We start from the raw sequence: 23,687 nt of genomic DNA on the forward strand, positions 1-23,687 counted from the left end.
TAGGAATAACCCTAGTCTTTTTAAGGATTTAGATGATTTATGAAAATGATTTTTTATTTATAGAAAAAGAAGATTCTCAAATTCCTTGGGTAAAAATTTTTACTAAAGAAAATTACAGAGAATTAAGTGATTGTCCATCCTTTTTACAAAATATGCTTTTTCAGTATGTTTTAGCTTGCGAATTAAGCCTTAGAGAATACTACAACCCAGAAAAAATCAACATAGCTTCCTTTGCAAACTATGTGCCAAGAGTGCATTTTCATGTTATGGCGCGCTTTAAAGAAGATGGGTTTTTTCCTGAATGCATGTGGGGAAAACAACAAAGAGAAATTAAGGATTTAAAATTGCCTGATTTTGAAGGATTTGTATCAATTTTACTTAAAAAAATAAATAATATTCATGTTTAAAAATTTATTAATTCTAGTTATCAAGTCCTATTACATTATCTACTTAGGATTATTTTAGTACAAAAATCATATAAGTTTAAAATATGAGAAAATCAAACTATAAGCTTGATAATAATTCATCTTTATTTTTATAAAAGGTCAAATAACTTTTTTTAAAACTCATGTTTTTATTAAAAACAGCAAATAAATTATTTAATATAATAAACTAAAATTTGAAAAAAGAAAGGTTTAAACTATGAAGCAATTGTTATTTTTACTTACACTTTGCTCACTTGCATTTTCCACGCAATGTGAGGTTAAAATAAAGCAAATTCAAAAAGAAATAGCTTATGCTAAAAATTACAATCATCAAGAAAAAGCTTTAAGTTTAGAATTAGCCTTAAAAGAAGTTCAAGCAGATTGTGCAAAAGATCCTCTTTTTTATGATAAAAAATTAGAGGCTAAAAAACTTAAAGAACAAGAGATAGAAAAAATCGAACAAGAGTTAAAAGAATTAAAAAAACAAAAAGATTATATGAGTAAAACAGAGTATAAAAACAAAAAACAAGCTTTAAAAGACAAAAAAGACAAAATCAAAAAAGAGATTGAAGAATATATCAACAAACTCTAATTTAATTCCAAATTTGCCACCATTTTTTATTTTGCTGCTTTAATTTTTGCATTAAAATATTTTGATTTTTTAATGCAAACTCATTTTCTCCATCAAGCTTTGATAATTCTTTGGTATATTCTAAAACTTGTTTACTCAATCATTTTATTAAAAAGTTCTATAGCCTTTTGATAATCTTCCAAATTCTCAAAGTCGCTTCTTAAACAAGAGCTAGATCAATATAAGTTTACAATTTTTTTAAGGCTTTTATTTGCTTATCTAAAAGTATATAAACTCTAGCTCTGTTAAAATATACTAAATAATATATATTATCTAGTACATGGTTTTATTGAAAGCCAAAAGTACTTCTTGAAATTTCAAACAATTAAATCCACAAAATGCTCTATTATGATAAGCTTCCAAAAACAATACGCTCGCTTAAAACTTCATCACATTTTTCAAATTCTGAATTTTCAAAATATTCTTTAGCTAAATCTGATAACTCAGTAATTAAATTATCTAAATCTTAACCCTAGTTTTGATTTTCTTTATTTAAACTTTTCAAAAATTCTTCTATATTATATTTTGTTCTATAAGTTTCACTCATTAAGTGAATCAAAATATCTCCTAAATCAAGCACAGTCCATTCTTCACTACTTTCTATATTTAAAAACTCCTCACCCTTGCTTTTAAGATTAGTTTTTAAATCATCAATCAAAGAAAGCGCGTGTCTTTCCCCCATAGTAGTAGCAATCACTACAAATTTAACAAAATAATCCTTATCTTGCATATCAAAGCTTTCTATTAAATCTGCCTTTTTATCATCTAAAATCTGCACTATATTATTAATTCTTTCTTGCATTGTTTTCCTTTTGTTAAATATTTTTAAATTTAGAATAATAAAGCTTAACTTCTTCTTTGATTTGCTCACAAACTTGCGTTGTTTGTAAAGTTTGTCTTATAAAAGATGAAGAGATATTTACTTTAGTATCTAAAGTTTTAAAATGTTTTGGTATAAAAATATCATCTCTTTTAGCTATAACAAATTCTACCAAATTTTGCAATCTTTCAAATTCATGCCATTTTTCAAGACTTTGCAAATGATCAGCTCCTAAAATAAGATAAAATTTTGAAATTTCATATTGCTTATATAAAAATTCAACACTTTCTATACTAGGCACAGGTCTTTGCTTTTTTATTTCAAAATCACAAATTTCAACTTTTATTAAGCTTCCCCAAATTTCCTTGCACCATTTTAAGCGTCTTTGTTCATCTGCAGTAAATTCTTGTTTAAAAAGACTAATAAAAGTAGGCATAATAATGAGCTTATCAAGCTCTAAATTTTCTAATGCATTTAAGACTATAGCATTATGACCTAAATGAGGCGGATCAAAACTACCGCCAAAAAGTGCGATTTTCATTAAAATTTAACCTTTTTTTAGTAGAATTTTATCTACTTAATCATAAAAAGGAAATGAAAATGGCTGTAAAAGTTGCAATAAATGGCTTTGGACGCATTGGAAGATGTGTTGCAAGAATTATCATGAAACGCGATGATATAGAACTTGTAGCGATTAATGATACTACTGATATTGAACTCACAAAATATCTTTTTAAATACGACACCGTTCATGGGGTATATGATGGTAGTGTTGAAAATGAAAATGATGATTTAATAATTGATAATAAAAAAATAAAAGTTTTAAAAAGTAGAAATGTAGCAGATTTGGACTTTGCAAAATATGGCGCACAAATTGTTTTAGAGTGTACCGGTGCACACTTAACTATGGAAAAATGTCAAGGATTTTTAGATCATGGGGTGCAAAAAGTCATCATGAGTGCACCTGCAAAAGATAAAACTCCAACCTATGTTTTAGGAGTAAATGCACATGAATACAAAGGCGAAAATATCATCTCAAATGCAAGTTGTACCACCAACTGCCTAGGACCAATTTGTAGAGTTTTGCAAGATAATTTTGGCATAGAAAAAGGTTTAATGACTACTATACATGCTTACACCAATGGTCAAAGTATTATTGATGCAAAAGCAAGAGATAAAAGAAGATCACGCGCTGCTGCACAAAATATCATCCCTACTTCTACCGGTGCAGCAAAAGCTATGAAGCTTGTTATGCCTGAACTTGATGGAAAATTACATGGTCAAAGCATGCGTGTGCCTGTAGCTGATGTATCAACTGTAGATTTAACTGCAACTTTAAAGAAAAAAGTAAGTAAAGAAGAAATCAATGAAGCCTTTAGAAAAGCAGCTGCTAGTAATTTAAAAGGCATATTATTGGTAGATGATGAAGAAAGAGTTTCAAGTGATTTTATAACTTGTTCTTATGGTGCAATTGTAGCAAGTGATTTAACTCAAGTAATTTGTGATGATTTTGTTAAAGTGGTTGCTTGGTATGATAATGAATGGGGTTATTCTTCTCGTTTAGTAGATATGGCAGTATTTATAGCAAAGGCTTAAGATGAGTAGTATTTTATCGATTAAAGATATTGATCTTGCAAAGAAAAAAGTATTTATAAGATGTGATTTTAATGTTCCTCAAGATGAGTTTTTAAATATCACCGACGATCGTCGTATTCGCTCGGCCATCCCTACTATAAGGTATTGTTTAGATAATGGCTGTGCGGTTATTTTAGCTTCACATTTAGGGCGTCCAAAAGAAATAGCTTCAAAATACTCTTTAGAACCAGTTGCAAAAAGACTTGCACGCTTAATGGCTAAAGAAGTCATCATGGCTAAAGATGTTATAGGTGAAGATGCAAAGAAAAAAGCTAGCGAATTAAAATCAAGTGAAATTTTGCTTTTAGAAAATTTACGCTTTGAAAAGGGTGAAACTAAGAATGATGAAAATTTAGCCAAAGAACTTGCTTCTATGGCTGATGTTTATATTAATGATGCTTTTGGGGTTTGTCATAGAGCCCATGCTAGCGTTGAAGCTATTACAAAATACTTTGATAATACAAACAAGGGTGCGGGATTTTTACTCCAAAAAGAAATTGAGTTTGCAAGCAATCTTATCAAACACCCTGCGCGTCCTTTTGTGGCCGTAGTAGGTGGTTCTAAAGTAAGTGGGAAATTACAAGCTTTGACCAACTTACTTCCAAAAGTAGATAAATTAATCATAGGCGGAGGTATGGCCTTTACTTTCTTAAAAGCTCAAGGTTATGATATAGGAAATTCTCTTTTAGAAGAAGATTTAATTGAAGAAGCAAATAAAATCTTACTCAAAGGTAAAAATCTAGGTGTAAAAATTTACCTTCCTGTGGATGTTACAGCAGCACAAACTTGCTCCCAAGAAGCAGTGATGAAATACACCCCTGTGCAAGAAATTCCTGCAGGTTGGATGGGGCTTGATATAGGTCCTGCTAGCGTAAGATTATTTAAAGAGGCACTTTCTGATGCTCAAACTATATGGTGGAATGGACCTATGGGGGTTTTTGAAATCGATAAATTTTCAAAAGGTAGCATTAAAATGAGCCATTATATTAGCGAATCTCATGCAACAACTGTAATAGGTGGTGGTGATACTGCTGATGTTGTAGCAAGAGCAGGTGATGCTGATGAGATGACTTTCATTTCAACTGGCGGTGGAGCATCATTAGAACTTATAGAAGGAAAAGAACTTCCTGGTGTAAAACCTTTGACTATAAAGGATAATGAATGATTTTTGCAGCAAATTTAAAGTGCAATCACACAAGATCAAGCTTTGAACTTTATGCTCAAGAATTAAATCAAAATTTAAACAAAGAAGATGAAATTTTCATTTTCCCACCTAGCATAGCTTTTTTAAAAGACAATTTTTCATTTCAGCAAGGCACGCAAAATTTCTACCCTTGCGAAAATGGAGCCTATACCGGAGAAATAGGTAAAATTCACTTAGAAGAATTTAATATCAAAAGTGTTTTAATAGGCCACTCTGAAAGAAGAGCTTTAAATGAAAATGAAAGCTTTTTAAGGGCTAAATTTGATTTTGCAAAAAATCTTGATTTTAATATCATTTATTGTATAGGCGAAAGTTTAGAAACCAAAAATACTAATAAAAGCTTGGATTTTTTAAAAAAACAAATTGAAAATATTGATTTATCTTATAAAAAACTTATCATAGCATATGAGCCTATTTATTCTATAGGCACAGGAGTTAGTGCTAATCTTGATGATATTAATACCATACTTAATTTTTTAAGAGAATTTACTAACGCTAAGCTTTTATATGGCGGAAGTGTTAATCAAAACAATATTAAAGAAATTTGTGCTTTAAAAAATTGTGATGGAGTATTAATAGGTTCAGCCGCATTAAATGCAAATGATTTTTTAAATATAATACAAATAGCCAAAGGTTAAAAAATGTCTTTAAGCAATGAAGAATTAAAAAGCATATTAGAGCATAAAATTGCTCTATTAGAAAACTCGCACAAAGAAGAGAAAAATATCTCATTAGAAGCCGTAAATTCTATCATTAAAATTTTAGGTTTGCCAAATGATTTTAGCCCTTTAGCACATAGATATTTTCAACTTCACACCCCACCTAGTCTCATATGGCTTCATTTAAGTGAATGCACAGGGTGTAGTGAGAGTTTGCTTAGAACTTCATTGCCTGACTTTTTAGATCTGATTTTTGATTTCATTTCTTTAGAATATCATGAAACCTTTATGAGTGCAAGCGGACACCAAGCAGAATCGCATTTAGAGGAAGTTTTAGAAAAAAAAGATTTTCTTTTGGCCGTTGAAGGCGGGGTTTGTGCTATAGATCCTTTTTATCTAACTATAGGAGCACATGGTGAAAATGGATATGAAATTTTACAAAAATGTGCCAAAAATGCTAAAACAATCTTTGCTATGGGAACTTGCTCAAGCTATGGAGGAATTCAAGCTGCACATCCAAACCCTACCAAAAGCATAGGAATTTCTAAAGTCTTGGAAAAAAAAGTAATCAATATACCAGGTTGTCCTCCAAGTGATGTAAATATCATCGCAGCGCTTTGCTTTTATATATTATTTGAGCAAGACATGGCTTTAGATGAACAAAATAGACCTTTGGCTTTTTATGGTAAATGTTTGCATGATTTATGTGAAAGAAAAGCTAAATTTGAAGCGGGCAATTTTGCTCAAAGTTTTAACGATGAAAATATAAAACAAGGTTATTGTCTTTTTAAAGTAGGTTGTAAAGGACCTTATGCTTATAATAATTGCCCTAAGGTTAAATTTAACTCCAAAACCTCTTGGCCAGTAGCTGCAGGACATGGCTGTATTGCCTGTAGTGAAGAGAATTTTTGGGATGATTTTGGTTTTTATGAAAAACCTATGAGCAATGAATTTGCTTATAATAATTTTTCTATTATATTGGATAATAAAATAGTCCATAATAGCTCTAATAATGAGCTTAATTCAGATAATATTTTGTTAGATTTAGAAAGCGATATTAGTGGAATTTTTTATCAAAATGACACAAAGATTAATTTTTTAGACTTTAGTTTTGAAGCTAATCCTAAAGTTTTTTTAAATAATTTCGCAAAAACCAAAATGGCTATGACTTTAGTGCAAAATTACCAAGAGCAATTTAAAACATATTATGATTTTATACAAGAAAATTATGATGATGAAAACAAAATTAGTAATAATATCTTAGATTTATTTTATTTTATTTATCCATTTATTAGTGGAAAAAAATTAAACCATTTAGATGAGTTTTTAGATCTTGCTTTGGCTTATAAGTTCAAACATCCTAGCAAATTTGATTTTAAAACTACCATTAATGAACAAGCAAAGCTTGATGTTTCTAAGTCAATGCGTATGCCTTTGATTTATATTTTAGGTGGTTTAGATAAAGAAGCTATTGCTTTTGGATTGATTTTTTCTTTAAAAGAAAATTTAAAACAGGCTTTAAAAGCATGTAAAAATATACATAACAAAAAACAAATTTTAATACACTCAAATAATGAAAAAATACTAAAATTATTTTGGGATTTAACGAGTGTTTAAAGACTTAATGATAAAATATTTATCTCCCTAGTATTTGAAATTTGCAAAGCTTAAAAACTTTGCAAATTTATTTAAGATTTAGTTATTTTGACGATATAACTTTATCTTGATTTGAAAGGAACATTATGCAAATTTCTAGCTACAACTCTCAAAATTTTTCTATGGATATAAAAACAAAAAATGGCAATCATCTTTCTTTTTCTATGTACGATAAAAAAGAAGCAAAATTAGATAAAGATGGAAATTCAGCATCTTTGAGTTTAAGAAATCAATTTGGTTTTTCGTTTTCATATAGTGGCACAAAACTTTCACAAGAAGAAATTGAAGAAATTAAAGAAGCAGTAGCCAAAGTACAGCCTCAAATTGATGAATTTATGAAAAACTCAAGAGTAGGAACCTTAAAGCCAAAAGAGCTTATCACCACTGCGATGAAAATTGGCGATGCTCTGCCTATACCAAAAAATGAAGAGCACAAAAAAGCAACCTTGCATGAGTTATTTAATATTATGGATAAAAGTTTAAATAAAGAAATGACAAAAACTGATCTTGAAGATATTAAAAAACAGATTTTCCAAGATAGTGCTAAATTATTAGAAGAAATTTGGAAGCAATATAACAATCAAGAAAAGAAAAAAGAAGAAGAAAATAATAAAGAATTTGGATTTTACGCTTAAGAAGGAAAATAAATGCAAGTAAAAGATATTTTAAAAAGCATGCTAGAACTCCAGCAAAAATTAAATGATGATACTAATGGTATAGGATGGGAAAATGGCTATACCAAAGAAGGTAAATTAATTAGCTTTAGAAGATGCATTTATATGGAGTGTGCTGAACTTATTGATTCTTTTGCTTGGAAGCATTGGAAAAGTATACACACTCCTGCAAACTGGGATAATGTATGTATTGAAATAGTAGATATATGGCATTTTATCTTGAGTTTAATTTTAGAAGAATACAAAGAAAAACAAATTAATGATAAAAATTTCATAGCAGAAGAAGTTTCTTCTGTAAGTTTTTTTGATGATTTTTGCAAAGAAACTTCTAATCCAAATGAAGCAGATATTTATGGAATTTTAAATGATATTGAGCTTATTATCCATAAATGCAGTGGATTTGATTATGATTTAGGTGAGCTTTTAAGTGTCTATTTTATTCTAGCTAGAAAATGTGGCTTAAATTTCTTTAAACTTTACAAAACATATATTGGAAAAAATATTTTAAATCAATTCAGACAAGAAAATGGCTATAAAGAAGGCACATATAAAAAAACATGGAATGGTGTAGAAGATAATGAAGTTTTAAATCAAATTTTAAAAGAAACCTTAGATTATAAAGAAATTTACAAAAAACTTCAAAATTATTACGATGAATTAAAATGAATATTTTATATCTAAGCTTGCAAAATTTTTTTAGTAAACCTTTTTTAAAATTTTCTTTTTTGCCTTTTTTTGTTAGTTTGATTATTTTAGCCTTGCTTGTATTCTACACCTATGATATCTTTTTTTCTTATATTGAAGATGTCATTAGCGGAACTTTCATGGCTTGGTTTTTTAGCTTTTCCATAGTACAATTTTCACTTACATTTTTGAGTGCCATAGGTGGATTTTTCATAGTAGTTTTTGCCTCAGTATTTTTATCCATGCTAATTATTTCTTTTTTAACGCCTTATATAGTAAAAAAAATAAATCAAAAATACTACAACTATTTCATACAAAAAGAAGTAAATTCTTTAGAAGTTTTACTCAAAACATTTAAATTTATATTGACTTTTTGCGTATTATTTATAATCGCTACTTTTTTACTAATCATACCTTTTATAAGTATTGTGATTTATTATGGAGTTTTTTATTATTTATTTCATAAACTTTTACTCTTAGATGTATTAAGCAATGTCTTGGATAAAAATTCTTTTAATAATTTTTATAAGAACTCTTCACCTTTGAACTTTAAAATAAGTACTTTAATATTTTTTATTTTATCAAGCATTCCTTTACTTGGACTATTTTTACAAGTATTTTATGTAATTTTTTTAACTCATTTAAGTTACCAAAAGATCTTAAATTTAGAAGCTAAAAATAATGGATGAGAGAATTAAAAAATTCATTCATTCTCAAAAACTCTTAACCTTGAGCGTGCAAGATAATGATGAAATATATTGCGCAAGTTGCTATTATACTTTTGATGATAAAAATCTTGCATTGATTTTTGCTAGCGAAGAACATACTAGACACATTCGGCTTTCTTATAAAAATCCAAAAGTAGGAGTTAATATAGCACTAGATACAAATATTATCAATCTTATTAAAGGAGTGCAAATTAAAGCTATTTTTAGAAAAGCTACCGCAGAACAAGAAAAAATATATTATGAAAAATTTCCCTTTGCAAAACTTGCAAAAGCTTGTATTTTTGCTCTAAATATACAATGGGCAAAATATACCGATAATAAAATTCTACTTTCTAAAAAATTAGAATTTTTTATTTAAAAATATCCTAAAAATATAATATTTTTTAATAAAAATTAATTTTTTTATAATTTTTTAAATATTTTTTTAATAAAATCATACAAACCATCATAATCATAAAGTCAAATATTGACTTTATCAAGGAGAAAAAATGCTCTCTTCTATTAAGAAATACCTACTAGGTAATTTTTCCAACAAAATAGCTTTCTTAGTTTGTATTTTTGTTGTAGTTTTGCTATGTATTTTAGGTTTTTTTAATTATGTTAAATCTAAATCCAATAGCCATACACTGTTAGTTCAGTTTCAACAAAAGGTTGCTTTTGATGTGAGTAAAAGATTTGATTTATACGCAAGCGATAGACGCAATGTGATCAATTCTTTAACAAAATACATCAAAGAAAATAAAAATAATCTAAATTCAACACAATATACTAGTTTATTAAATTCTATAGGAAATTCTTTGGGTTTTGATTTAACTTATGTGGGTTTTGAAGATGGAACTATATTTAGATCAAATGGCAATAATCAAACTCCAGAAAGTGGTTATGATCCTAGATCTAGAGGATGGTATAAAGAAGCCAAGAAAAAAAGAGAGTTAATTGTCACAGATCCTTACATATCATCTAGCATGCAAAAACCAACCATTTCTTATGCTAGTCCTATTATAGACAATGGAAAAGTTATAGGTGTAGTTGCTGCTGATTATGATTTGAAAAAATTCTCAGAAGAAGTTTTGGCTATAGGTAAAACACCTTATTCACATGCTGCTGTTTTAGCTGATGATGGAACTTATCTTTTTCATACCGATTCTTCCAAAATCTTAACCTCAACTAATATTAGTAAAGATATTATTTCAAATTATTTTAAAACAACTGAAGGTGCAAACAAAAGTCTTTCTAGGGATATTTTCAAAATTCAAACTAAAGAAGAAGGGATCAAAGCTTTAATTTGTAATGGTAGTATCAATCCAAAATATACTATTTGCTCTATAGCTGATTATGATTTTTACAGCGATACAGCTAAACAAACATTGATGGAACAAATTATTATTTCCTTAGTTGCTATTTTTATTACTTTGATTTTTATTAGAATAATCATTTCTTATAATCTTAAGCCAATTGCTATTATATCTTCAGGCTTGCATAATTTCTTTAACTATTTAAATCATAAAGACATTCATTCACACCCTATTAAACTAAAAACTCAAGATGAATTTGGAAAAATGGCTGATGAGATTAATGAAAATATTAATATTATCAAAGAGGCTTTAAGTAAAGATGCAAAAGCTATTGAAGAATCTGTAAATGTTGCTAGAAAAATAGAAACAGGTGAGCTTAATTTACACATTAGCTCTCATGCTAACAATCCACAAATTCAAGAACTCATAGATGTTTTAAATAAAATGCTTGATACTTTACAACAAAAAATTGGTAATAATTTAAACGAAATTCAAGCGGTATTTGATAGTTATAAACAATTAGATTTTACTGCAGCTATTAATACCCCAAAAGGCGATGTTGAAAAAGCAATCAATGCCCTTGGGAATGAAATCAAAAACATGCTTTCAAAATCACTAAACCAAGGTGAGTTATTAAATCAAAAAGCCGAAGCACTCAAACAAAGTATGCATGAACTTACAAATGATGCCACACATCAAACCTCATCATTACAAGAAAGTGCAAGAGCTTTAGAGCAAATGAATTCAACTATGAGTGAAATTTCTATCAAAGCACAAGATGTAGTTAAACAAAGTAATGATATTAAAAGTGTTACCACTATGATTTCAGATATTGCTGATCAAATTAATCTACTTGCATTAAATGCTGCTATTGAAGCAGCACGTGCAGGAGAACATGGTCGTGGCTTTGCTGTTGTTGCTGATGAAGTTAGAAACTTAGCAGAAAGAACTCAAAAGTCTTTAGGTGAGATTGAAGCTAATACTAATATCTTAGCCCAGTCTATAAATGATATGGGCGAAGCTATAAAGGAAGAAGCTAATGATATTAGCCAAATTAATGAGTCAGTGGCTACTATAGAAAAACTTACACAACAAAATTCTCAAACAGCAATACATACAAATGCTATTGCAAATGAAGTAGATTCTTTAGCACAAGATATATTAAGTGAAACAAAAAAAAGAAAATTTTAAAAGATGCCTTTTTGGCATCTAGATTTAAGAAAAAGAAGGTTTAATTTGTTCTAACCAAGCATCAATTCTACTTTCGGTTAAATCCTCATGGTTATCATTATCTAATGCAAGCCCTACAAATTTATCTCCTTCTACCGCATCACTTGATTCAAAAGTATAACCACCTGTAGAAACTGAACCTACTAAATTTGCACCTGCTGCTTTTAAAGCCTGAGCAAGTTTTCCCATAGCACTACAATATGTATCTGAGTAGCTTTCACTATCTCCCATACCAAAAACTGCAACGGTTTTTCCACTAAGATTTAAAGCTGAAAAATCAAAACTGTCCCAATCATCTTGAAAATCTCCACTTCCCCAAGTAGAAGTTCCGCAGATTAATTTATCATAAGAATTGATTTTTTCTGCATTAATATCTGCAATATTTAACACATCTGAAATTTCTAATTTTTGAGCGATCATATTTGCCGCATCTTCGGTATTTCCCATAGAGCTACCATAAATTACTGCTACTGACATTTAACATCTCCTTAAAATTTGATTATTAATAGTATAGGGAACTAATTTTAGCAAAGTTTTGTTATTTTCACATAAATTATGTCTTATTTCTTTATGTTGAGTAAAATTTTTATTTCTTGGATACACAATATAAAATATTTCAAAAACATTTTTTTTGATAATTTGCAAAGCTAAATTTATATCCTTTTTATTATCTTCAAAAAAAGAAGGCATAATAGCCATTTTATCATTGATAATAATGATATTTTCTTGAATATCTACCCTAGCCTTTACATTGCTTTTACAAATTTTATCATACACAAAAGACTCAAAAGCCACCTGTGGATCTAAGATAAAATTTGATGACATAAAAACATTTTGTATTAATCTAGCTAAAGCATATTTTGGCATCTTTGCTTCAAGCTGTAATTTATTTAAATTTCCTTCTTTATATGCTTTGATGATTTTATGAGAATATGGACAAAATTGCTTTACTTTACTAAATTTCAAAACCCTTTCTGTGATCATATTTTGGATTTTTAACTCAAAAATATTTCTTAAACTAGTAGCTTTTTTTGCATAAATATAAGGTATTTTTAGATCATTTTCCACCAAAGAATTATACAAATTTAAAAAAATAAAATTAATATTTTCTTGTTCTAAATCTCTAAATATTTTAGGTACTAAATCCTCTTTGTTATTAAAACCAAACATGTTATGCCTTCTTTGTACATTCATAAGTTTGATCAAGACCAAAAACCTTACAATATTCACAATATACACAACTCACACTGCGTTTAGCACAAACCAAAGGTATATTGCGTTTTTTTGCCTCTGTTTTAATTTTTTTCATAGTGTTGTGATTTAAAAAACTAGTAAGCATAACTATGCATTCAGTATTTTGTGGAATGGGTTTTCTATTTACCCTATTTTCATTTCTAGCATCCCAATGCTCTATACTTTTTGCGCCTAAATTTGTCAAAACTGCCTTAATTGGAGTAATTTCATCTGCACCTATAACCAAAACTGACATTGAGCTTTCCTTTTATAAAAATGATAATTGTTATTATAATTTATAAAAGATAAATTTTAACTGATACTCAATATCAATTTTTAAAATTATGTATTATAGGTTTGATCAAAAATATCTGCATGTAAAATCTCTTCTAAAATCACTGTAGCATATGAACCTTTTTGCAAGAAAAATTCTAAAGTAAAATGAGCTTTTTCTTCATCATAATGACTTTTACAATCTTGCAAATAAGACCACATAAAGCGTCTTGAACCTTGCATTTTATCTTTAAACTCATATGCAAAAGAAAAAATCTCATCTTCTAATTTTTTAGCTAGACCTTCATTTGTTTCATAAGCTTTAGAGCCTATTAAAAGCCCCATAGAACTAATATCTTTTTGATTAAACCTTTCTACTTCACTTGGCAAATCTTCACATACAAAGCATTTACCAAAAGGATAATGCCCTAAAACTTCACCTTTTAAAAGCTTAAAAAACTGCTTTTGATTTTTTAAACTTTTGATTTCATCTTTATCTAAATCATAAATTTGTTTTATTTCTTTTTCACTAAAATCATTGATAAAATGTGATAATTCCACCCTTTTACTCAAATATCTGTTAAAAAGTTCGCTTTGAAAGGCAGAAATTAAAAATTCTTGCATTTTTTTATTTTTGATTTTTTTACCTTTTAAAATTTCTAGTCCTTGTAAAAAATTATCTTGAAATTTACCAAAACGCTGATATCCAAAATAATTAGCAAAACCTTGTTCTTGGATATTTTTGAAAGCTTGTTCTATTTTTAAAGCATCTACTTTTGAAACTTTTTTTAATCTTATAAAAAATGAATTTCCTTTTAAATGCCCTATTCTAAGTTTATTATCATGATAAAAACTTTCTAAAATTTTCATCTTATCATGTTTAAAATTTTTTAAGTCCTCTTCAAATTTTTTAGGCATAGAAATATATTGAAAAGTTAAGCCTTGTTTATCTTTTAAACCACTATAACCAAAATCTCTCATTTTAACACCGCTTTGCTCACTTAAAATTCTCAAAGCTTCACTGGTGCTTAGATCTTTTTTTTGTATATGTAAAATAAGATGTTCACCTTTACCACTAAATTCATACAAAGGCTTTTCTCTTACTACAAAATCATTACTATTTTTTGAAAAATACACATTTATCGGGCTGTGTTTTAAAGTATATAAGGGCTTAAAAATGATGTTCTCTTCCATAAAATTTATACCTTCCTGTTGTTGTTTTTGCAAAAATATTTAGTTTAATTCTATGTTTTTTAGCCATATTTTGTATAAATACTTTATGTTTTTTATCAAAAGCAAATAAAATTTCATACTCTTCTGCACTATTTAAGCTAAATTTATCTAATTTTTTAAGAAATTTTATACCAAGTTGATTTATAAAGAGCATTCTCGATAGATCCTTATTTAAACCATCTGAAATATCCATACTTACTCTGACTTTTTTTGCTATATCATAAAAAAATTTCTGCCTTAAATTTGGTTTTATAAAACGATGTTTAGAATGCAATTTTCCACCGCGAAATAGTATATTTAAACCTTTTAAACTCTCACCTAATTTCCCACTAAAAGCAAGCAAATCTCCCTTTTTTAAACCTTTTCTAAAAATAGCCCTTTTATTCACTTTAGAAATAATAGTTATACTAATATTAATTTTCCTATCTGCTATAGTATCTCCGCCTATAATTTGCACCCCAAATTCTTTTGCGCTATCTAGCAAGCCTTTTTGCAAAGATTTAACTTGTTTCATTTCTAAACATTTTGGTAAAGAAAGCCCTAAAAGAGCGTATTTTGGTGTAGCATTCATAGCAATTGCATCAGAAATATTAACGAGCATAGCTTTTGCGCCAATTTGCTCTAAACTCATCCAAGATCGTTTAAAATGCACATCCTCACAAAATAAATCTTTAGAATAACAATATCCATCGATGATTGCTCCATCATCTCCGTTGATAGAATTTGCAAAAGCATTTATAATAAATTTTTCTTTATCCATGTGAATATTTTATACAAAAAGCTTTTAATTTTATATAATAATCAAATTTTTATAAGTTTAAAATGTATATAATCAAAAATAATACCAAGGATAAAAAATGCAAATAACTTTAAGAATTTTTCGTTTTGATAAAGATAGTGATTATTTAGCTTATTATAAACCATATGTTTATGATAGTAAAAATTTTAAAAGTGTTTATGATATTTTAAGTCAGATTAAAAAAGATGATATATATTTTGATTTTGAAGAAAACCCAGAAAGTTGTATTAAAGTTAATCAAGTTACCATTAGACAAAGAAGAGATTTAAGTAATATTATTGAAAGATTTGGGAAAGAACTCATCATAGAACCACTCGATACTAAAAGAGCTATTAAAGACTTGATCATGGATAAGAGTGATTTTTTAGAAAAACTTGAGCTTTTTAAAGGACTTATTGACATACATGATATAGAGCTTTACAAGCAATATGACTTTTTATATTATACAAGCGAAGTAAGAGAATTTCTACCTGAATATCTAGGAGATAGTTTCTTTATATTTGCCTATAAAATGCTACTTAAATATCCAGAAAAAACTCCACAATTTTTAAAATTGATAGCAGATGAAGAAAAAGGAATTTATTATCATACTAAATTCAAAAATTTTATTTCATCTAATGAGCTTGACTATGAATCTTACATCAAAGAATTAAAAGTTATGCTTGTAAAATCAGGTCTTGCAAGAAGTATTTTTTAAGGAATTAAAATGTATAAAATTTACACCAATAGCAATAATGATTTATTTTGTTATTTTGATATTATCAAAAATGTCTTAGATACAGTCAGTGTTGAAAGCACATTATGTGAAAAACCTTTGGGTAAAAATTATTTTATTATTGACTATGATCCTAAAGATATTTTAGATGAATATTCTAGAATGATGGATGAGAATAATATCTTAGCTTGCGAATATAGCTCTTATGAAATTATGAGTAAAATCGATAAGATTAAATACGCTCCAGAGTTTTTTTTAAAATACTTAAAAACAGAACACATTAAATATTTTTTTGATAAATTTAACATAGGTGTATATCAAGGATTTTCCTATGCTAATTGCTCTTTAGAACTTGCTAAGATTCTTAAAGCAAATATAATTGATTTTGAAAGAAAATATAAGAGTTGTGGCTATGGGTTCTTAAGTTTAAATGCGCAATTAGCTTATAAAAGTGCAGCAGCAATCATTTTAGATGCTTATGATAGTGGTTGTGATTTTTTAGTTGTAGAAGATTTTTATTCTTTTTATATGTTTGATAAGTGTTCTAAAGAATTACAAGCAATTTCAAATAGAAATTTTGAAGATTTTTATATTTTAAGTTTCGCAGAGCTTGCAAATTTAGCTCTAGGTATAGTACCATACACTTTAAAAAAACACAAATTAAAAGTGAGTTTAGTCAATGAAAATCGCTCTTGAATGCAAGGATTTAATTTTAGAAAAAACTTTAGAAATTGCTTTAAAAGATTTTTTAGTTTTAAAAAAAGATTGTGATTTTTTAGTCTGTGATGAAAAAATCAACACACAAAAGCCACAATTTATCATCAACAAAAAATCAAATTTCTTAACTCACCCTTTTAACATAGAAGAGTTGCTATGTGCTTTAAATGATTTCAATGCAAGCTTGCAAAATATTGCCTATAAAATAGCAATGCGTGAGAAAAAAATTATGAATCAAAAATGTGAAGCCATTTTAGAACAACTACGCCAAGAAAGTCATGAAAAAATCGATGCAATATTTGATCTTTATAAAACAGAGTTAAAAAATCTTATCAAAGAAGAAAATAATAATGCATAAAACACAAGAATATCAAAGCGTAAGAGATTTTTTAAAAAATTACAAAGAGGATAAAAAAACAAGCTCAAAAAAACAAGCTCAAAAAATTTACACCACTATAGAAAGTGGAATTTATAAGGGTAAAAAAATTTTACTTCCTAGCCTAGATACCACAAGAAGCACTAAAAGCATAGTAAAATCATGTGTTTTTAATGTTTTGCGTTTTTCTTTACAAGATAAGGTTTTTATAGAGGCCTTTGGAGGAAGTGCTTTGATGGCATTAGAAGCAAGAAGCAATGGTTGTTTAAAAAGTTATGCCATAGAAAAAGATAAAAAGGCTTATGAAATAGCTTTAAAAAACGCTTCTGGTGTTGATCAAAATACCCTTTGTTTTAATGATGATACTTTTAAAAAAACTCCTCAAATTATTCAAAATTCTAAAGAAGATATTATTTTATATCTTGATCCTCCATTTGATATTAGAGAAGGTTTTTTTGATATTTATGAAAAAACTTTAAAATTGATAGAAAATATACAAAATTCAAATGTAAAAATCATTATCATAGAACACCACAGCACTTTTAAAACTCCAACTAAAATACAAGATTATGAAAAAACTAAAGAAAAAAAATTTGGCTCAACTACTCTAAGTTTTTACTCCTTTATATAAATTTGGAACTTTTTTTGCTTTAATTTTATGAAAATAGCATAGATTAAAGGAAGAATCGATGAGAATATTACTATTTTGCTTGGTATTAAATCTAAGCATTTTTGCAGCTACTATTAAAGAACTTACTAATGTAGTAGGTGTTAGAGATAACCAACTTATAGGATATGGTTTGGTTGTTGGCTTAAACGGAAGTGGAGATGGTACAAGTAGTGAATTTACTCTACAATCTATTTCAAATATGCTTCAGGGTATGAATGTAAAAGTTAGCCCAGGTGATATAAAATCAAAAAATACAGCAGCAGTAATGGTAACAGCAAAGCTTCCTGCTTTTGCAAGAAGTGGGGATAAGCTTGATGTAAGTGTGGCTTCTTTAGGTGATGCAAAATCTTTACAAGGTGGAACCTTACTTATGACAGCTCTAAAAGGAGTTGATGGAGAGATTTATGCAGTAGCTCAAGGTTCATTAGCTATAGGTGGACTTAGCCCAAGACCGGGTGCAGCAGGAACACACTCAACCTCAGCAAATGTTATTAATGGCGCTGTAGTAGAAAGAGAAATTCCACAAAACTTTAGCCAAAGTGAAGATTTGATTTTAAGCTTAAAAGAAGCAGATTTTAAAACAGCTAATAATATAGAAAGAGTTTTAAATACTATTTTTGACACAGATATAGCAAAAGCTTTAGATTCTAGAACTATAAAATTAACAAAACCTGAAGAATTTTCTCATGTTGAATTTATGGCAAGAGTATTAGAACAAGATATAGCTTATACCCCAGAAAGCAAAGTGATTATTGATGAAAGAACAGGAACTATCGTAGCGGGAGTAAATATAGAAGTTGAACCTATATTAATTACTCATAAAGATATTACTATAAAAATTGATCCAAACAATACCGTAGCTTTAGGACAAAATGAAATCGATATGAAAGATGGTGGTATTTTAGACCCTGTATCTAATACTTTAAAAATCACAAACAATAAAACAACAGTAGCAAACATAGCTAGAATGTTAAATAAACTTGGAGCAGCACCAAATGATATCATAGCTATTATGCAAAATCTAAAAAGAGCTGGTGCAATCAGTGCTGAATTAGAGGTGATATGATGAGAGTTGATAATTATTTAGCGAGCAAAAATTACAGCAGTGAGCTTTATGAAAACATTACCAAGCATAATAATAGCTATAAGGCTGCTAAAAACTATGCAGATAGTGCTTTTAAAAATGATTTAACTCATATACAAGCATTAAATGATGAAGATAAAGCTTTAAAAGAACAAACCGATGCTTTTGAAGCTTTCTTAATTAAAAGTGTTTTGGATATTTCTTTAAAACAAGAAAATTCTTTATTTGGAAAAGATGCAAGTGATGAAATTTATTCATCTATGTATAATGATACTATGAGTAAAGCATTAAGTGGTGGTTTAGGTTTTTCAAAATTATTATTTGATTATTTAAAAGAAAGGCGTTAAGTTATTTTTTTAAGTGTCGATATGGTTCTTAGAGTTTTTCAATAGAACTGGAGGCTTAAAATGATAAACCCTATACATCAAAGCTATGTGGCTCAAGTTGCTACTAGCGATATAAATAAAACAGAAAACAAAGAAAATAACAAGGCAAAAGAAACTCAAAAGGTAGAAGAAAATAAGGCATCTTTTATTGCTTCACAAATAAAGAATGGCGAGTATAAAATAGACTTGCAAGCCACTTCAAAAGCAATAGTAGATTCTTTATTATAATTTTTATCCTTTTTTGGGTTAGTGCCTAAGAAAGGATAAAAATGGTTAAACAACACTTAGACAAAACAAATTCTATTTTAGAAAAACTCATCAATCTTACTTTAGAAGATATAGCTCAAATTCAAGCTGCTAATCACCAACATGTTAGCAAAAGCGTAGAAGAAAAAACTAAACTTGTAAATGATTTTCAAATTGCTAAAAAAAATCTTGATAAGGCTTTAGTAGAACTTAGTAATCAAGGAAACAATAAAGGTTTAGACGAACTTTTAGATGATGAAGATAAAGAAAAACTTGCTCTTTTAAAGCAAAATTTAAACACCTTACATCAAAAAAATAAAGAATATGCTAAATTGGCTCTTATTATTAAAAATTTTTACGACAATCTTTTAAATACAATGTTTGAACAAAATGGAACAAATAATGCTTATGGGGATAATAAGACAATTCCAGATTCATTATTTAAGATCAATGTTTAAAGGCTAAGTCATGGGAATTTTTGATAGTTTATATACAGGGGTTAGTGGTATAAGAGCTGCTGAACTTCAAATCAATACCACAGGTAACAATATCTCTAATGCAAATGCAGTATTTTATACTAGACAAAGAGCGGTGCAAAGTTCAGGTATGTCTCTTGATAGAGGTGGCTTACACTTAGGAACAGGTACGCAAATTGATACTATTAAAAGATTGCATGATGAGCATTCTTATTATGAGCTAAAAAACGCCACTACTCAACAAAACTATACAAATTATTTAGGACAAATTTTACAAGAAGCAAGTCAAAGATTTCCTGATATGCAAGGAACTGGTATTTTACAAGATTATAAAAATTACTATGATGCGTGGAATAACTTTGCTTCCAACCCAAGCGATGGAGCAAGTAAAATAGATCTTGTTAATAGCGCAAACACATTAGCTCAAAACATACAAAAAACATTACAAGATCTTAGCAAAATGCAACAAACAGTTAATGAGCAAATTCAACAAACCGTAGATGAGATTAATAACATTGGTCAAGAAATTGCAAATATTAATAAACAACTTGAAAATGAAGAAGTTTTACCTACCGATAATGCAAATCAACTAAGAGATAAAAGAGATGAACTTGAACTTAGACTTTCAAAGTTAGTTAATGCTGTTGCTTGGAAAGGAACAAGCTCTCAAGATAGTACTTTAGAATCTACCATGACTGATTCTGGAAGATATTATGATTTAAGCATTCAAGGCTTTAGTATAGTAAATGGCTCTAGCTTTCACCCTTTAAAATTAGATAATAACAACCCTAATGGTTTTTATCAAATTTATTATGAAGTAAATGATGAAAACCGCTATGATTTAACAAGCAAAATTTCAGGTGGGCAGCTTGGTGCTCAACTTGATCTTAGAGGTAGAAATTATGATGGCAATCATGATACTTACAGCGATGGAAAATTACAAGAGTATAAAGATATGCTCAATACCTTTACAAAAACACTCATAACTCAAACTAATAATGTCTATGCTCAAGCAGCAACCGATAAAGTAAATTCAGATGATTTAAAAGGTTTAAAATCTGATACTTCTTTAATGAGTTATGATAAAAACATCCAAGCAGGAAGCTTTGACATCACAGTTTATGATGAAAAAGGTAATGCAGTAGCTACTAGAACTATAAAAATAGATGTCAATACCACTATAGAAGATGTTATTAAACAAATCAATGCAGATGTTGATGATAATAAAGATGGTGTTAGCGGTAATGATTTAAATGATTATTTTCAAGCCTTTTATCATTATGATGGAAAAAGTGATAGTGGAAATTTCCAAATCAATGGCTTAAAAAAAGGTTATAAAATAGCTTTTAAGGATAATGGCACAAATTTCCCAGGCGCTTTAAATGTATCTTCATTTTTCAATGGTCAAGATGCAAGTAGCATTAATGTAAATTCAAGCATTAGAAATGATCCAAATAGCTTAAAAGCTAGTTCAAACGGAGTTGATGGAAATAACGATGTAGCTAATGCTATGTTGCAACTTCAAAATCAAAAAGTAAATTTTTATAATAAAGATGGTACAGTAGATACTATGACTTTGGATGGATATTATAGAAAATTTACAGGCCAAATTGCTTCAGATGCTGAAAGCAATGGCTTTGCGCATGCAACTAATATGACGGTATTTAATACAGCTTATGCAGAATATCAATCAAAAAGTGGTGTAAATACCAATGAAGAATTAGCAGCACTCATACAATATCAAGCAAGTTATGGCGCTGCAGCTAAAATCGTAACTACCGTTGATCAAATGCTTGAAACCTTACTTGGTTTAAAATCTTAATGCAAATTAAAGCTCTTTTAGATGAAGCAATTTTAAGCAAAAACACTCAAAAAGAGCTTTTCTCTCATCCTGATCCTTTACAAATTGCAAGTGTTTATAAAGATGAAAATATAGCCTTGCTTTGTGCTTTATTTGCCTATGGAAATGCTAAAAATATTGTAAATTTTTTAAATAAACTTGATTTTTCCTTGCTTGAGAAAAGCGATGAGATTATTAAAAAAGAATGTAAAAATCTAAAATACCGCTTTCAAAACTCTCAAGATATAGCTCAAATTTTCATCACACTCAAGCGCTTAAAAAATGAAGATAGTATAGAAAATATTTTTACCAAAACTTATCAAAAAGAACAAAACATAACACAAGCGATAAAAGCTTTCATAGAAACAATTTACAAGCTTAATCCTTATAAAAGTTATGGTTATGAATTTTTCTTTTCAAAAGAATTTAACATTCCAAAAGGTCCTTTAAAAAGATACAATATGTATCTTAGGTGGATGGTAAGAAAAGATGAATTAGATTTAGGTTTGTTTAAAAATATCGATAAAAAAGACTTACTCATACCCTTAGATACTCATACTCATAAAGTTTCATTAAAACTTAAGCTTTTAAAGCGTAAGATTTATGATTTTAAAAGTGTTTTAGAACTTACGCAAAGTCTTAAAAAATTCGATCCTGCTGATCCTATAAAATATGATTTTGCTCTATATAGAATCGGACAAAACAAGGAAAGCTTATGGAGCTTGAATTAACTTATTATGTGATTTTATTCTTTGTTGCTGCTTTTGCAGGTTGTGTTGATGCGATTGTAGGTGGTGGTGGGCTTATTACCATACCTGCTTTATTTGCTTGTGGTATTCCTCCTCATTTAGCCCTAGCTACTAATAAACTTCAAAGTACCTTTGGATCACTCACTGCGGTTTTAGCTTATAGAAAATCTATGCATATAGAAAAGATAGCTTTGGGAATTTTATTTACTGCTATTGGAGCTGCCATTGGAACTTATGCAGTCTTACTAATAGATCAAAATGCTGTTAAAATCATTGTATTAATTTGCCTTGTTTTAATCTTTTTTTACACTATTTTCAAGCCTGATTTAGGCCATGTACATAATAAAGCTAAAATGAGTACTACAAGCTTTCAAATCATCTTTGGCTTGCTACTTGGTTTTTATGATGGTTTTTTAGGACCTGGTACTGGTTCTTTTTGGATTTTTGCTTGCGTGATATTTCTTGGTTTTAGCATGAAAAATGCAAGCATTAATACTAAAATCTTAAATTTTACTAGCAATTTAGTAGCTTTAGGGGTATTTTTATACTCTTATGAGGTGCTTTGGAAAGTTGGTATTTTAATGGGTATAGGTCAAATTTTAGGTGCTTTTATAGGATCAAAACTAGTCTTAAAAACGCAAGGAACTTTTATCAAAAAACTCTTTTTGATTATGGTTGCTTTAACTATAGCTAAGGTTGCTTATGATTATCTTGCTTAAATTTCTTGACTAATTTGCCACATAGGTAAAAATACACCCAAGGCTAAAACTAAAATCAAACTCGCCATAAAAATTGTCATCAAAGGCTCCAAAACACTCAAAAGCTTTTGAGTATAATTTTCTTTTTTATACTCATAAAACAAAGCAAGCTCATAAGTGCTTTCATCTAATTTAGAACTTTTTAAAGCTAAATTTAACATTCTTATCACAAAAGACTCAAAAAGCTTTGTGTTAGAAAAAGCCTGAGCTAAATCAAGTCCTGATTCAAATGAAGTCTTTATAATAAACATTTTGTTTTTAAAGAATTGATTTTCTATACCTTCACAAGCAAGTTTAAAAGCTCTTTTTATATCCACCCCTGCTTTTAATAAATATGAAAAAATTAAGAAAAAGCAAAATTTATCTTGATAAAATATTATTTTTCCAAAAATGGGAAAATAAAAAAGAATTTTATGAAAAAACAAAGACTTCCTAAAAAAATAAGTAAGTATTATAAAAAATCCAATATTTAATAAAATAATCATGTAAAA

The 23,687-nt window shown here is 28.4% G+C and carries 31 protein-coding genes and 1 pseudogene; 23 read left to right on the forward strand and 9 right to left on the reverse strand.

All coding sequences use genetic code 11. The features are described 5' to 3' along the window. Nucleotides 1-32 precede the first annotated feature (32 nt). Both L8W56_RS06910 and L8W56_RS06915 read left to right on the forward strand, forming a co-directional pair. The gene (locus L8W56_RS06910; protein WP_220566296.1) at nt 33-407 is read left to right on the forward strand and encodes an HIT family protein; all 375 of its coding nucleotides are present in this window, start codon (nt 33-35) and stop codon (nt 405-407) included. A 235-nt stretch (nt 408-642) separates the two neighbouring features. Next, a complete protein-coding gene (locus tag L8W56_RS06915; RefSeq protein WP_220566297.1) occupies nt 643-1,017 on the forward strand; it encodes a DUF1090 family protein in 375 nt (124 codons plus the stop codon). Between the two features lies 1 nt (nt 1,018). Here the strand turns inward: L8W56_RS06915 and L8W56_RS06920 are convergent, their stop codons facing one another. From L8W56_RS06920 to nadD, 3 genes are all read right to left on the reverse strand, one after another. Further along, nucleotides 1,019-1,156 carry a hypothetical protein gene (locus tag L8W56_RS06920; protein ID WP_220566298.1) on the reverse strand — a complete coding sequence of 46 codons (138 nt, stop codon included), beginning with the start codon at nt 1,154-1,156 and terminating at the stop codon, nt 1,019-1,021. 372 nt (nt 1,157-1,528) lie between these two features. Next, a complete protein-coding gene (gene rsfS / locus L8W56_RS06925; RefSeq protein ID WP_133319354.1) occupies nt 1,529-1,858 on the reverse strand; it encodes a ribosome silencing factor in 330 nt (109 codons plus the stop codon). A 13-nt stretch (nt 1,859-1,871) separates the two neighbouring features. Next, entirely contained in the window at nt 1,872-2,417 is a 546-nt protein-coding gene (gene nadD / locus L8W56_RS06930) for a nicotinate (nicotinamide) nucleotide adenylyltransferase (protein ID WP_220566299.1), read from the reverse strand. Nucleotides 2,418-2,476: 59 nt separating this feature from the next. Between nadD and gap the strand changes: the two genes are divergently transcribed. The 10 genes and pseudogenes from gap (at nt 2,477) to L8W56_RS08905 (ending at nt 11,602) form a co-directional block, all read left to right on the forward strand. Further along, nucleotides 2,477-3,472, forward strand: a complete 996-nt coding sequence (gap, locus tag L8W56_RS06935; RefSeq protein WP_220566300.1) for a type I glyceraldehyde-3-phosphate dehydrogenase — start codon at nt 2,477-2,479, stop codon at nt 3,470-3,472. Between the two features lies 1 nt (nt 3,473). Further along, nucleotides 3,474-4,676: a phosphoglycerate kinase gene (locus L8W56_RS06940; protein ID WP_263659824.1), complete on the forward strand. Its 1,203-nt coding sequence runs from the start codon at nt 3,474-3,476 to the stop codon at nt 4,674-4,676. Beyond that, a complete protein-coding gene (locus L8W56_RS06945) occupies nt 4,673-5,353 on the forward strand; it encodes a triose-phosphate isomerase (RefSeq protein WP_263659825.1) in 681 nt (226 codons plus the stop codon). The genes L8W56_RS06940 and L8W56_RS06945 overlap by 4 nt, the downstream gene beginning before the upstream one ends. 3 nt (nt 5,354-5,356) lie before the next feature. Continuing rightward, the gene (locus L8W56_RS06950; RefSeq protein WP_263659826.1) at nt 5,357-6,991 is read left to right on the forward strand and encodes a hydrogenase small subunit; all 1,635 of its coding nucleotides are present in this window, start codon (nt 5,357-5,359) and stop codon (nt 6,989-6,991) included. A gap of 125 nt (nt 6,992-7,116) precedes the next feature. Continuing rightward, on the forward strand, nt 7,117-7,665 hold the full coding sequence (locus L8W56_RS06955; RefSeq protein ID WP_133319360.1) for an ATP-binding protein: 549 nt from the start codon (nt 7,117-7,119) through the stop codon (nt 7,663-7,665). A 12-nt stretch (nt 7,666-7,677) separates the two neighbouring features. Next, nucleotides 7,678-8,370 carry a dUTP diphosphatase gene (locus L8W56_RS06960; protein ID WP_133319361.1) on the forward strand — a complete coding sequence of 231 codons (693 nt, stop codon included), beginning with the start codon at nt 7,678-7,680 and terminating at the stop codon, nt 8,368-8,370. Continuing rightward, nucleotides 8,367-9,077 carry an EI24 domain-containing protein gene (locus L8W56_RS06965; RefSeq protein ID WP_133319362.1) on the forward strand — a complete coding sequence of 237 codons (711 nt, stop codon included), beginning with the start codon at nt 8,367-8,369 and terminating at the stop codon, nt 9,075-9,077. The genes L8W56_RS06960 and L8W56_RS06965 overlap by 4 nt, the downstream gene beginning before the upstream one ends. Further along, complete coding sequence (locus tag L8W56_RS06970) at nt 9,070-9,474, forward strand: hypothetical protein (protein ID WP_263659827.1); 405 nt, start codon at nt 9,070-9,072, stop codon at nt 9,472-9,474. The genes L8W56_RS06965 and L8W56_RS06970 overlap by 8 nt, the downstream gene beginning before the upstream one ends. A gap of 130 nt (nt 9,475-9,604) precedes the next feature. Beyond that, nucleotides 9,605-10,276: pseudogene (locus L8W56_RS08900) on the forward strand (cache domain-containing protein); the annotation flags it as partial. Nucleotides 10,277-11,077: 801 nt separating this feature from the next. After that, nucleotides 11,078-11,602: a methyl-accepting chemotaxis protein gene (locus L8W56_RS08905; protein ID WP_393921402.1), complete on the forward strand. Its 525-nt coding sequence runs from the start codon at nt 11,078-11,080 to the stop codon at nt 11,600-11,602. 24 nt (nt 11,603-11,626) lie between these two features. Here the strand turns inward: L8W56_RS08905 and fldA are convergent, their stop codons facing one another. The 5 genes from fldA to L8W56_RS07000 form a co-directional block, all read right to left on the reverse strand. After that, complete coding sequence (gene fldA / locus L8W56_RS06980; RefSeq protein ID WP_263659829.1) at nt 11,627-12,118, reverse strand: flavodoxin FldA; 492 nt, start codon at nt 12,116-12,118, stop codon at nt 11,627-11,629. Next, complete coding sequence (locus tag L8W56_RS06985) at nt 12,119-12,811, reverse strand: hypothetical protein (RefSeq protein ID WP_263659830.1); 693 nt, start codon at nt 12,809-12,811, stop codon at nt 12,119-12,121. Between the two features lies 1 nt (nt 12,812). Continuing rightward, nucleotides 12,813-13,130 (reverse strand): DUF2325 domain-containing protein, encoded by a 318-nt coding sequence (locus tag L8W56_RS06990; RefSeq protein ID WP_039666680.1) that lies wholly within the window; start codon nt 13,128-13,130, stop codon nt 12,813-12,815. Nucleotides 13,131-13,216: 86 nt separating this feature from the next. Then, nucleotides 13,217-14,350 (reverse strand): tRNA pseudouridine(13) synthase TruD, encoded by a 1,134-nt coding sequence (gene truD, locus L8W56_RS06995; protein WP_263659838.1) that lies wholly within the window; start codon nt 14,348-14,350, stop codon nt 13,217-13,219. Next, a complete protein-coding gene (locus L8W56_RS07000) occupies nt 14,319-15,140 on the reverse strand; it encodes a thiamine-phosphate kinase (protein ID WP_263659831.1) in 822 nt (273 codons plus the stop codon). The genes truD and L8W56_RS07000 overlap by 32 nt, the downstream gene beginning before the upstream one ends. Before the next feature lie 97 nt (nt 15,141-15,237). Here L8W56_RS07000 and L8W56_RS07005 point away from each other — a divergent pair, with 97 nt between their 5' ends. From L8W56_RS07005 to L8W56_RS07055, 11 genes are read left to right on the forward strand one after another with little or no spacing between them, the layout of a single operon-like run. Beyond that, nucleotides 15,238-15,876, forward strand: a complete 639-nt coding sequence (locus L8W56_RS07005) for a DUF5644 domain-containing protein (RefSeq protein WP_133319369.1) — start codon at nt 15,238-15,240, stop codon at nt 15,874-15,876. 9 nt (nt 15,877-15,885) lie between these two features. Beyond that, nucleotides 15,886-16,590: a hypothetical protein gene (locus tag L8W56_RS07010; protein ID WP_263659832.1), complete on the forward strand. Its 705-nt coding sequence runs from the start codon at nt 15,886-15,888 to the stop codon at nt 16,588-16,590. Next, nucleotides 16,574-16,969, forward strand: coding sequence for a hypothetical protein (locus L8W56_RS07015; RefSeq protein ID WP_263659833.1), 396 nt, complete (start codon nt 16,574-16,576; stop codon nt 16,967-16,969). Before L8W56_RS07010 ends, L8W56_RS07015 begins: the two co-directional genes overlap by 17 nt. After that, on the forward strand, nt 16,962-17,618 hold the full coding sequence (locus L8W56_RS07020; protein ID WP_133319372.1) for an RsmD family RNA methyltransferase: 657 nt from the start codon (nt 16,962-16,964) through the stop codon (nt 17,616-17,618). Before L8W56_RS07015 ends, L8W56_RS07020 begins: the two co-directional genes overlap by 8 nt. Before the next feature lie 58 nt (nt 17,619-17,676). Further along, the gene (locus tag L8W56_RS07025) at nt 17,677-18,723 is read left to right on the forward strand and encodes a flagellar basal body P-ring protein FlgI (protein WP_263659834.1); all 1,047 of its coding nucleotides are present in this window, start codon (nt 17,677-17,679) and stop codon (nt 18,721-18,723) included. Then, nucleotides 18,723-19,088 carry a rod-binding protein gene (locus L8W56_RS07030; RefSeq protein ID WP_207921002.1) on the forward strand — a complete coding sequence of 122 codons (366 nt, stop codon included), beginning with the start codon at nt 18,723-18,725 and terminating at the stop codon, nt 19,086-19,088. The genes L8W56_RS07025 and L8W56_RS07030 overlap by 1 nt, the downstream gene beginning before the upstream one ends. A 60-nt stretch (nt 19,089-19,148) precedes the next feature. Next, a complete protein-coding gene (locus L8W56_RS07035; RefSeq protein ID WP_133319374.1) occupies nt 19,149-19,355 on the forward strand; it encodes a flagellar biosynthesis anti-sigma factor FlgM in 207 nt (68 codons plus the stop codon). Nucleotides 19,356-19,396: 41 nt separating this feature from the next. Beyond that, the gene (gene flgN, locus L8W56_RS07040) at nt 19,397-19,831 is read left to right on the forward strand and encodes a flagellar export chaperone FlgN (protein WP_133319375.1); all 435 of its coding nucleotides are present in this window, start codon (nt 19,397-19,399) and stop codon (nt 19,829-19,831) included. Between the two features lie 10 nt (nt 19,832-19,841). Further along, a complete protein-coding gene (flgK, locus tag L8W56_RS07045; protein ID WP_263659835.1) occupies nt 19,842-21,671 on the forward strand; it encodes a flagellar hook-associated protein FlgK in 1,830 nt (609 codons plus the stop codon). Next, nucleotides 21,671-22,420, forward strand: coding sequence for a TIGR02757 family protein (locus L8W56_RS07050; RefSeq protein WP_263659836.1), 750 nt, complete (start codon nt 21,671-21,673; stop codon nt 22,418-22,420). Before flgK ends, L8W56_RS07050 begins: the two co-directional genes overlap by 1 nt. Continuing rightward, complete coding sequence (locus L8W56_RS07055) at nt 22,405-23,157, forward strand: TSUP family transporter (protein ID WP_263659837.1); 753 nt, start codon at nt 22,405-22,407, stop codon at nt 23,155-23,157. Before L8W56_RS07050 ends, L8W56_RS07055 begins: the two co-directional genes overlap by 16 nt. Here L8W56_RS07055 and L8W56_RS07060 read toward each other — a convergent pair. Next, nucleotides 23,154-23,681, reverse strand: coding sequence for a type II secretion system F family protein (locus L8W56_RS07060; protein ID WP_263659839.1), 528 nt, complete (start codon nt 23,679-23,681; stop codon nt 23,154-23,156). The genes L8W56_RS07055 and L8W56_RS07060 overlap by 4 nt on opposite strands. Nucleotides 23,682-23,687: the final 6 nt, after the last annotated feature.

The organism is Campylobacter sp. IFREMER_LSEM_CL1085 (genome assembly GCF_025772235.1).
GTDB lineage: Bacteria > Campylobacterota > Campylobacteria > Campylobacterales > Campylobacteraceae > Campylobacter_D > Campylobacter_D lari_D.

Bases quoted from the DNA above. Each gene is read 5' to 3' on its own strand.
- L8W56_RS07050 (WP_263659836.1), top strand. From the start codon at position 21,671: ATGCAAATTAAAGCTCTTTTAGATGAAGCAATTTTAAGCAAAAACACT.
- L8W56_RS06955 (WP_133319360.1), top strand. From the start codon at position 7,117: ATGCAAATTTCTAGCTACAACTCTCAAAATTTTTCTATGGATATAAAA.
- L8W56_RS08905 (WP_393921402.1), top strand. From the start codon at position 11,078: ATGCATGAACTTACAAATGATGCCACACATCAAACCTCATCATTACAA.
- L8W56_RS06990 (WP_039666680.1), bottom strand. From the start codon at position 13,130: ATGTCAGTTTTGGTTATAGGTGCAGATGAAATTACTCCAATTAAGGCA.
- nadD (WP_220566299.1), bottom strand. From the start codon at position 2,417: ATGAAAATCGCACTTTTTGGCGGTAGTTTTGATCCGCCTCATTTAGGT.
- flgN (WP_133319375.1), top strand. From the start codon at position 19,397: ATGGTTAAACAACACTTAGACAAAACAAATTCTATTTTAGAAAAACTC.
- L8W56_RS07025 (WP_263659834.1), top strand. From the start codon at position 17,677: ATGAGAATATTACTATTTTGCTTGGTATTAAATCTAAGCATTTTTGCA.
- L8W56_RS06910 (WP_220566296.1), top strand. From the start codon at position 33: ATGATTTATGAAAATGATTTTTTATTTATAGAAAAAGAAGATTCTCAA.
- L8W56_RS06965 (WP_133319362.1), top strand. From the start codon at position 8,367: ATGAATATTTTATATCTAAGCTTGCAAAATTTTTTTAGTAAACCTTTT.
- flgK (WP_263659835.1), top strand. From the start codon at position 19,842: ATGGGAATTTTTGATAGTTTATATACAGGGGTTAGTGGTATAAGAGCT.
- gap (WP_220566300.1), top strand. From the start codon at position 2,477: ATGGCTGTAAAAGTTGCAATAAATGGCTTTGGACGCATTGGAAGATGT.
- L8W56_RS07060 (WP_263659839.1), bottom strand. From the start codon at position 23,681: ATGATTATTTTATTAAATATTGGATTTTTTATAATACTTACTTATTTT.
- L8W56_RS07015 (WP_263659833.1), top strand. From the start codon at position 16,574: ATGAAAATCGCTCTTGAATGCAAGGATTTAATTTTAGAAAAAACTTTA.
- L8W56_RS06915 (WP_220566297.1), top strand. From the start codon at position 643: ATGAAGCAATTGTTATTTTTACTTACACTTTGCTCACTTGCATTTTCC.
- L8W56_RS06940 (WP_263659824.1), top strand. From the start codon at position 3,474: ATGAGTAGTATTTTATCGATTAAAGATATTGATCTTGCAAAGAAAAAA.
- L8W56_RS07035 (WP_133319374.1), top strand. From the start codon at position 19,149: ATGATAAACCCTATACATCAAAGCTATGTGGCTCAAGTTGCTACTAGC.
- rsfS (WP_133319354.1), bottom strand. From the start codon at position 1,858: ATGCAAGAAAGAATTAATAATATAGTGCAGATTTTAGATGATAAAAAG.
- L8W56_RS07005 (WP_133319369.1), top strand. From the start codon at position 15,238: ATGCAAATAACTTTAAGAATTTTTCGTTTTGATAAAGATAGTGATTAT.
- L8W56_RS06970 (WP_263659827.1), top strand. From the start codon at position 9,070: ATGGATGAGAGAATTAAAAAATTCATTCATTCTCAAAAACTCTTAACC.
- L8W56_RS06985 (WP_263659830.1), bottom strand. From the start codon at position 12,811: ATGTTTGGTTTTAATAACAAAGAGGATTTAGTACCTAAAATATTTAGA.
- L8W56_RS06945 (WP_263659825.1), top strand. From the start codon at position 4,673: ATGATTTTTGCAGCAAATTTAAAGTGCAATCACACAAGATCAAGCTTT.
- L8W56_RS07055 (WP_263659837.1), top strand. From the start codon at position 22,405: ATGGAGCTTGAATTAACTTATTATGTGATTTTATTCTTTGTTGCTGCT.
- L8W56_RS07000 (WP_263659831.1), bottom strand. From the start codon at position 15,140: ATGGATAAAGAAAAATTTATTATAAATGCTTTTGCAAATTCTATCAAC.
- L8W56_RS07010 (WP_263659832.1), top strand. From the start codon at position 15,886: ATGTATAAAATTTACACCAATAGCAATAATGATTTATTTTGTTATTTT.
- L8W56_RS07030 (WP_207921002.1), top strand. From the start codon at position 18,723: ATGAGAGTTGATAATTATTTAGCGAGCAAAAATTACAGCAGTGAGCTT.
- fldA (WP_263659829.1), bottom strand. From the start codon at position 12,118: ATGTCAGTAGCAGTAATTTATGGTAGCTCTATGGGAAATACCGAAGAT.
- L8W56_RS07020 (WP_133319372.1), top strand. From the start codon at position 16,962: ATGCATAAAACACAAGAATATCAAAGCGTAAGAGATTTTTTAAAAAAT.
- L8W56_RS06960 (WP_133319361.1), top strand. From the start codon at position 7,678: ATGCAAGTAAAAGATATTTTAAAAAGCATGCTAGAACTCCAGCAAAAA.
- L8W56_RS06950 (WP_263659826.1), top strand. From the start codon at position 5,357: ATGTCTTTAAGCAATGAAGAATTAAAAAGCATATTAGAGCATAAAATT.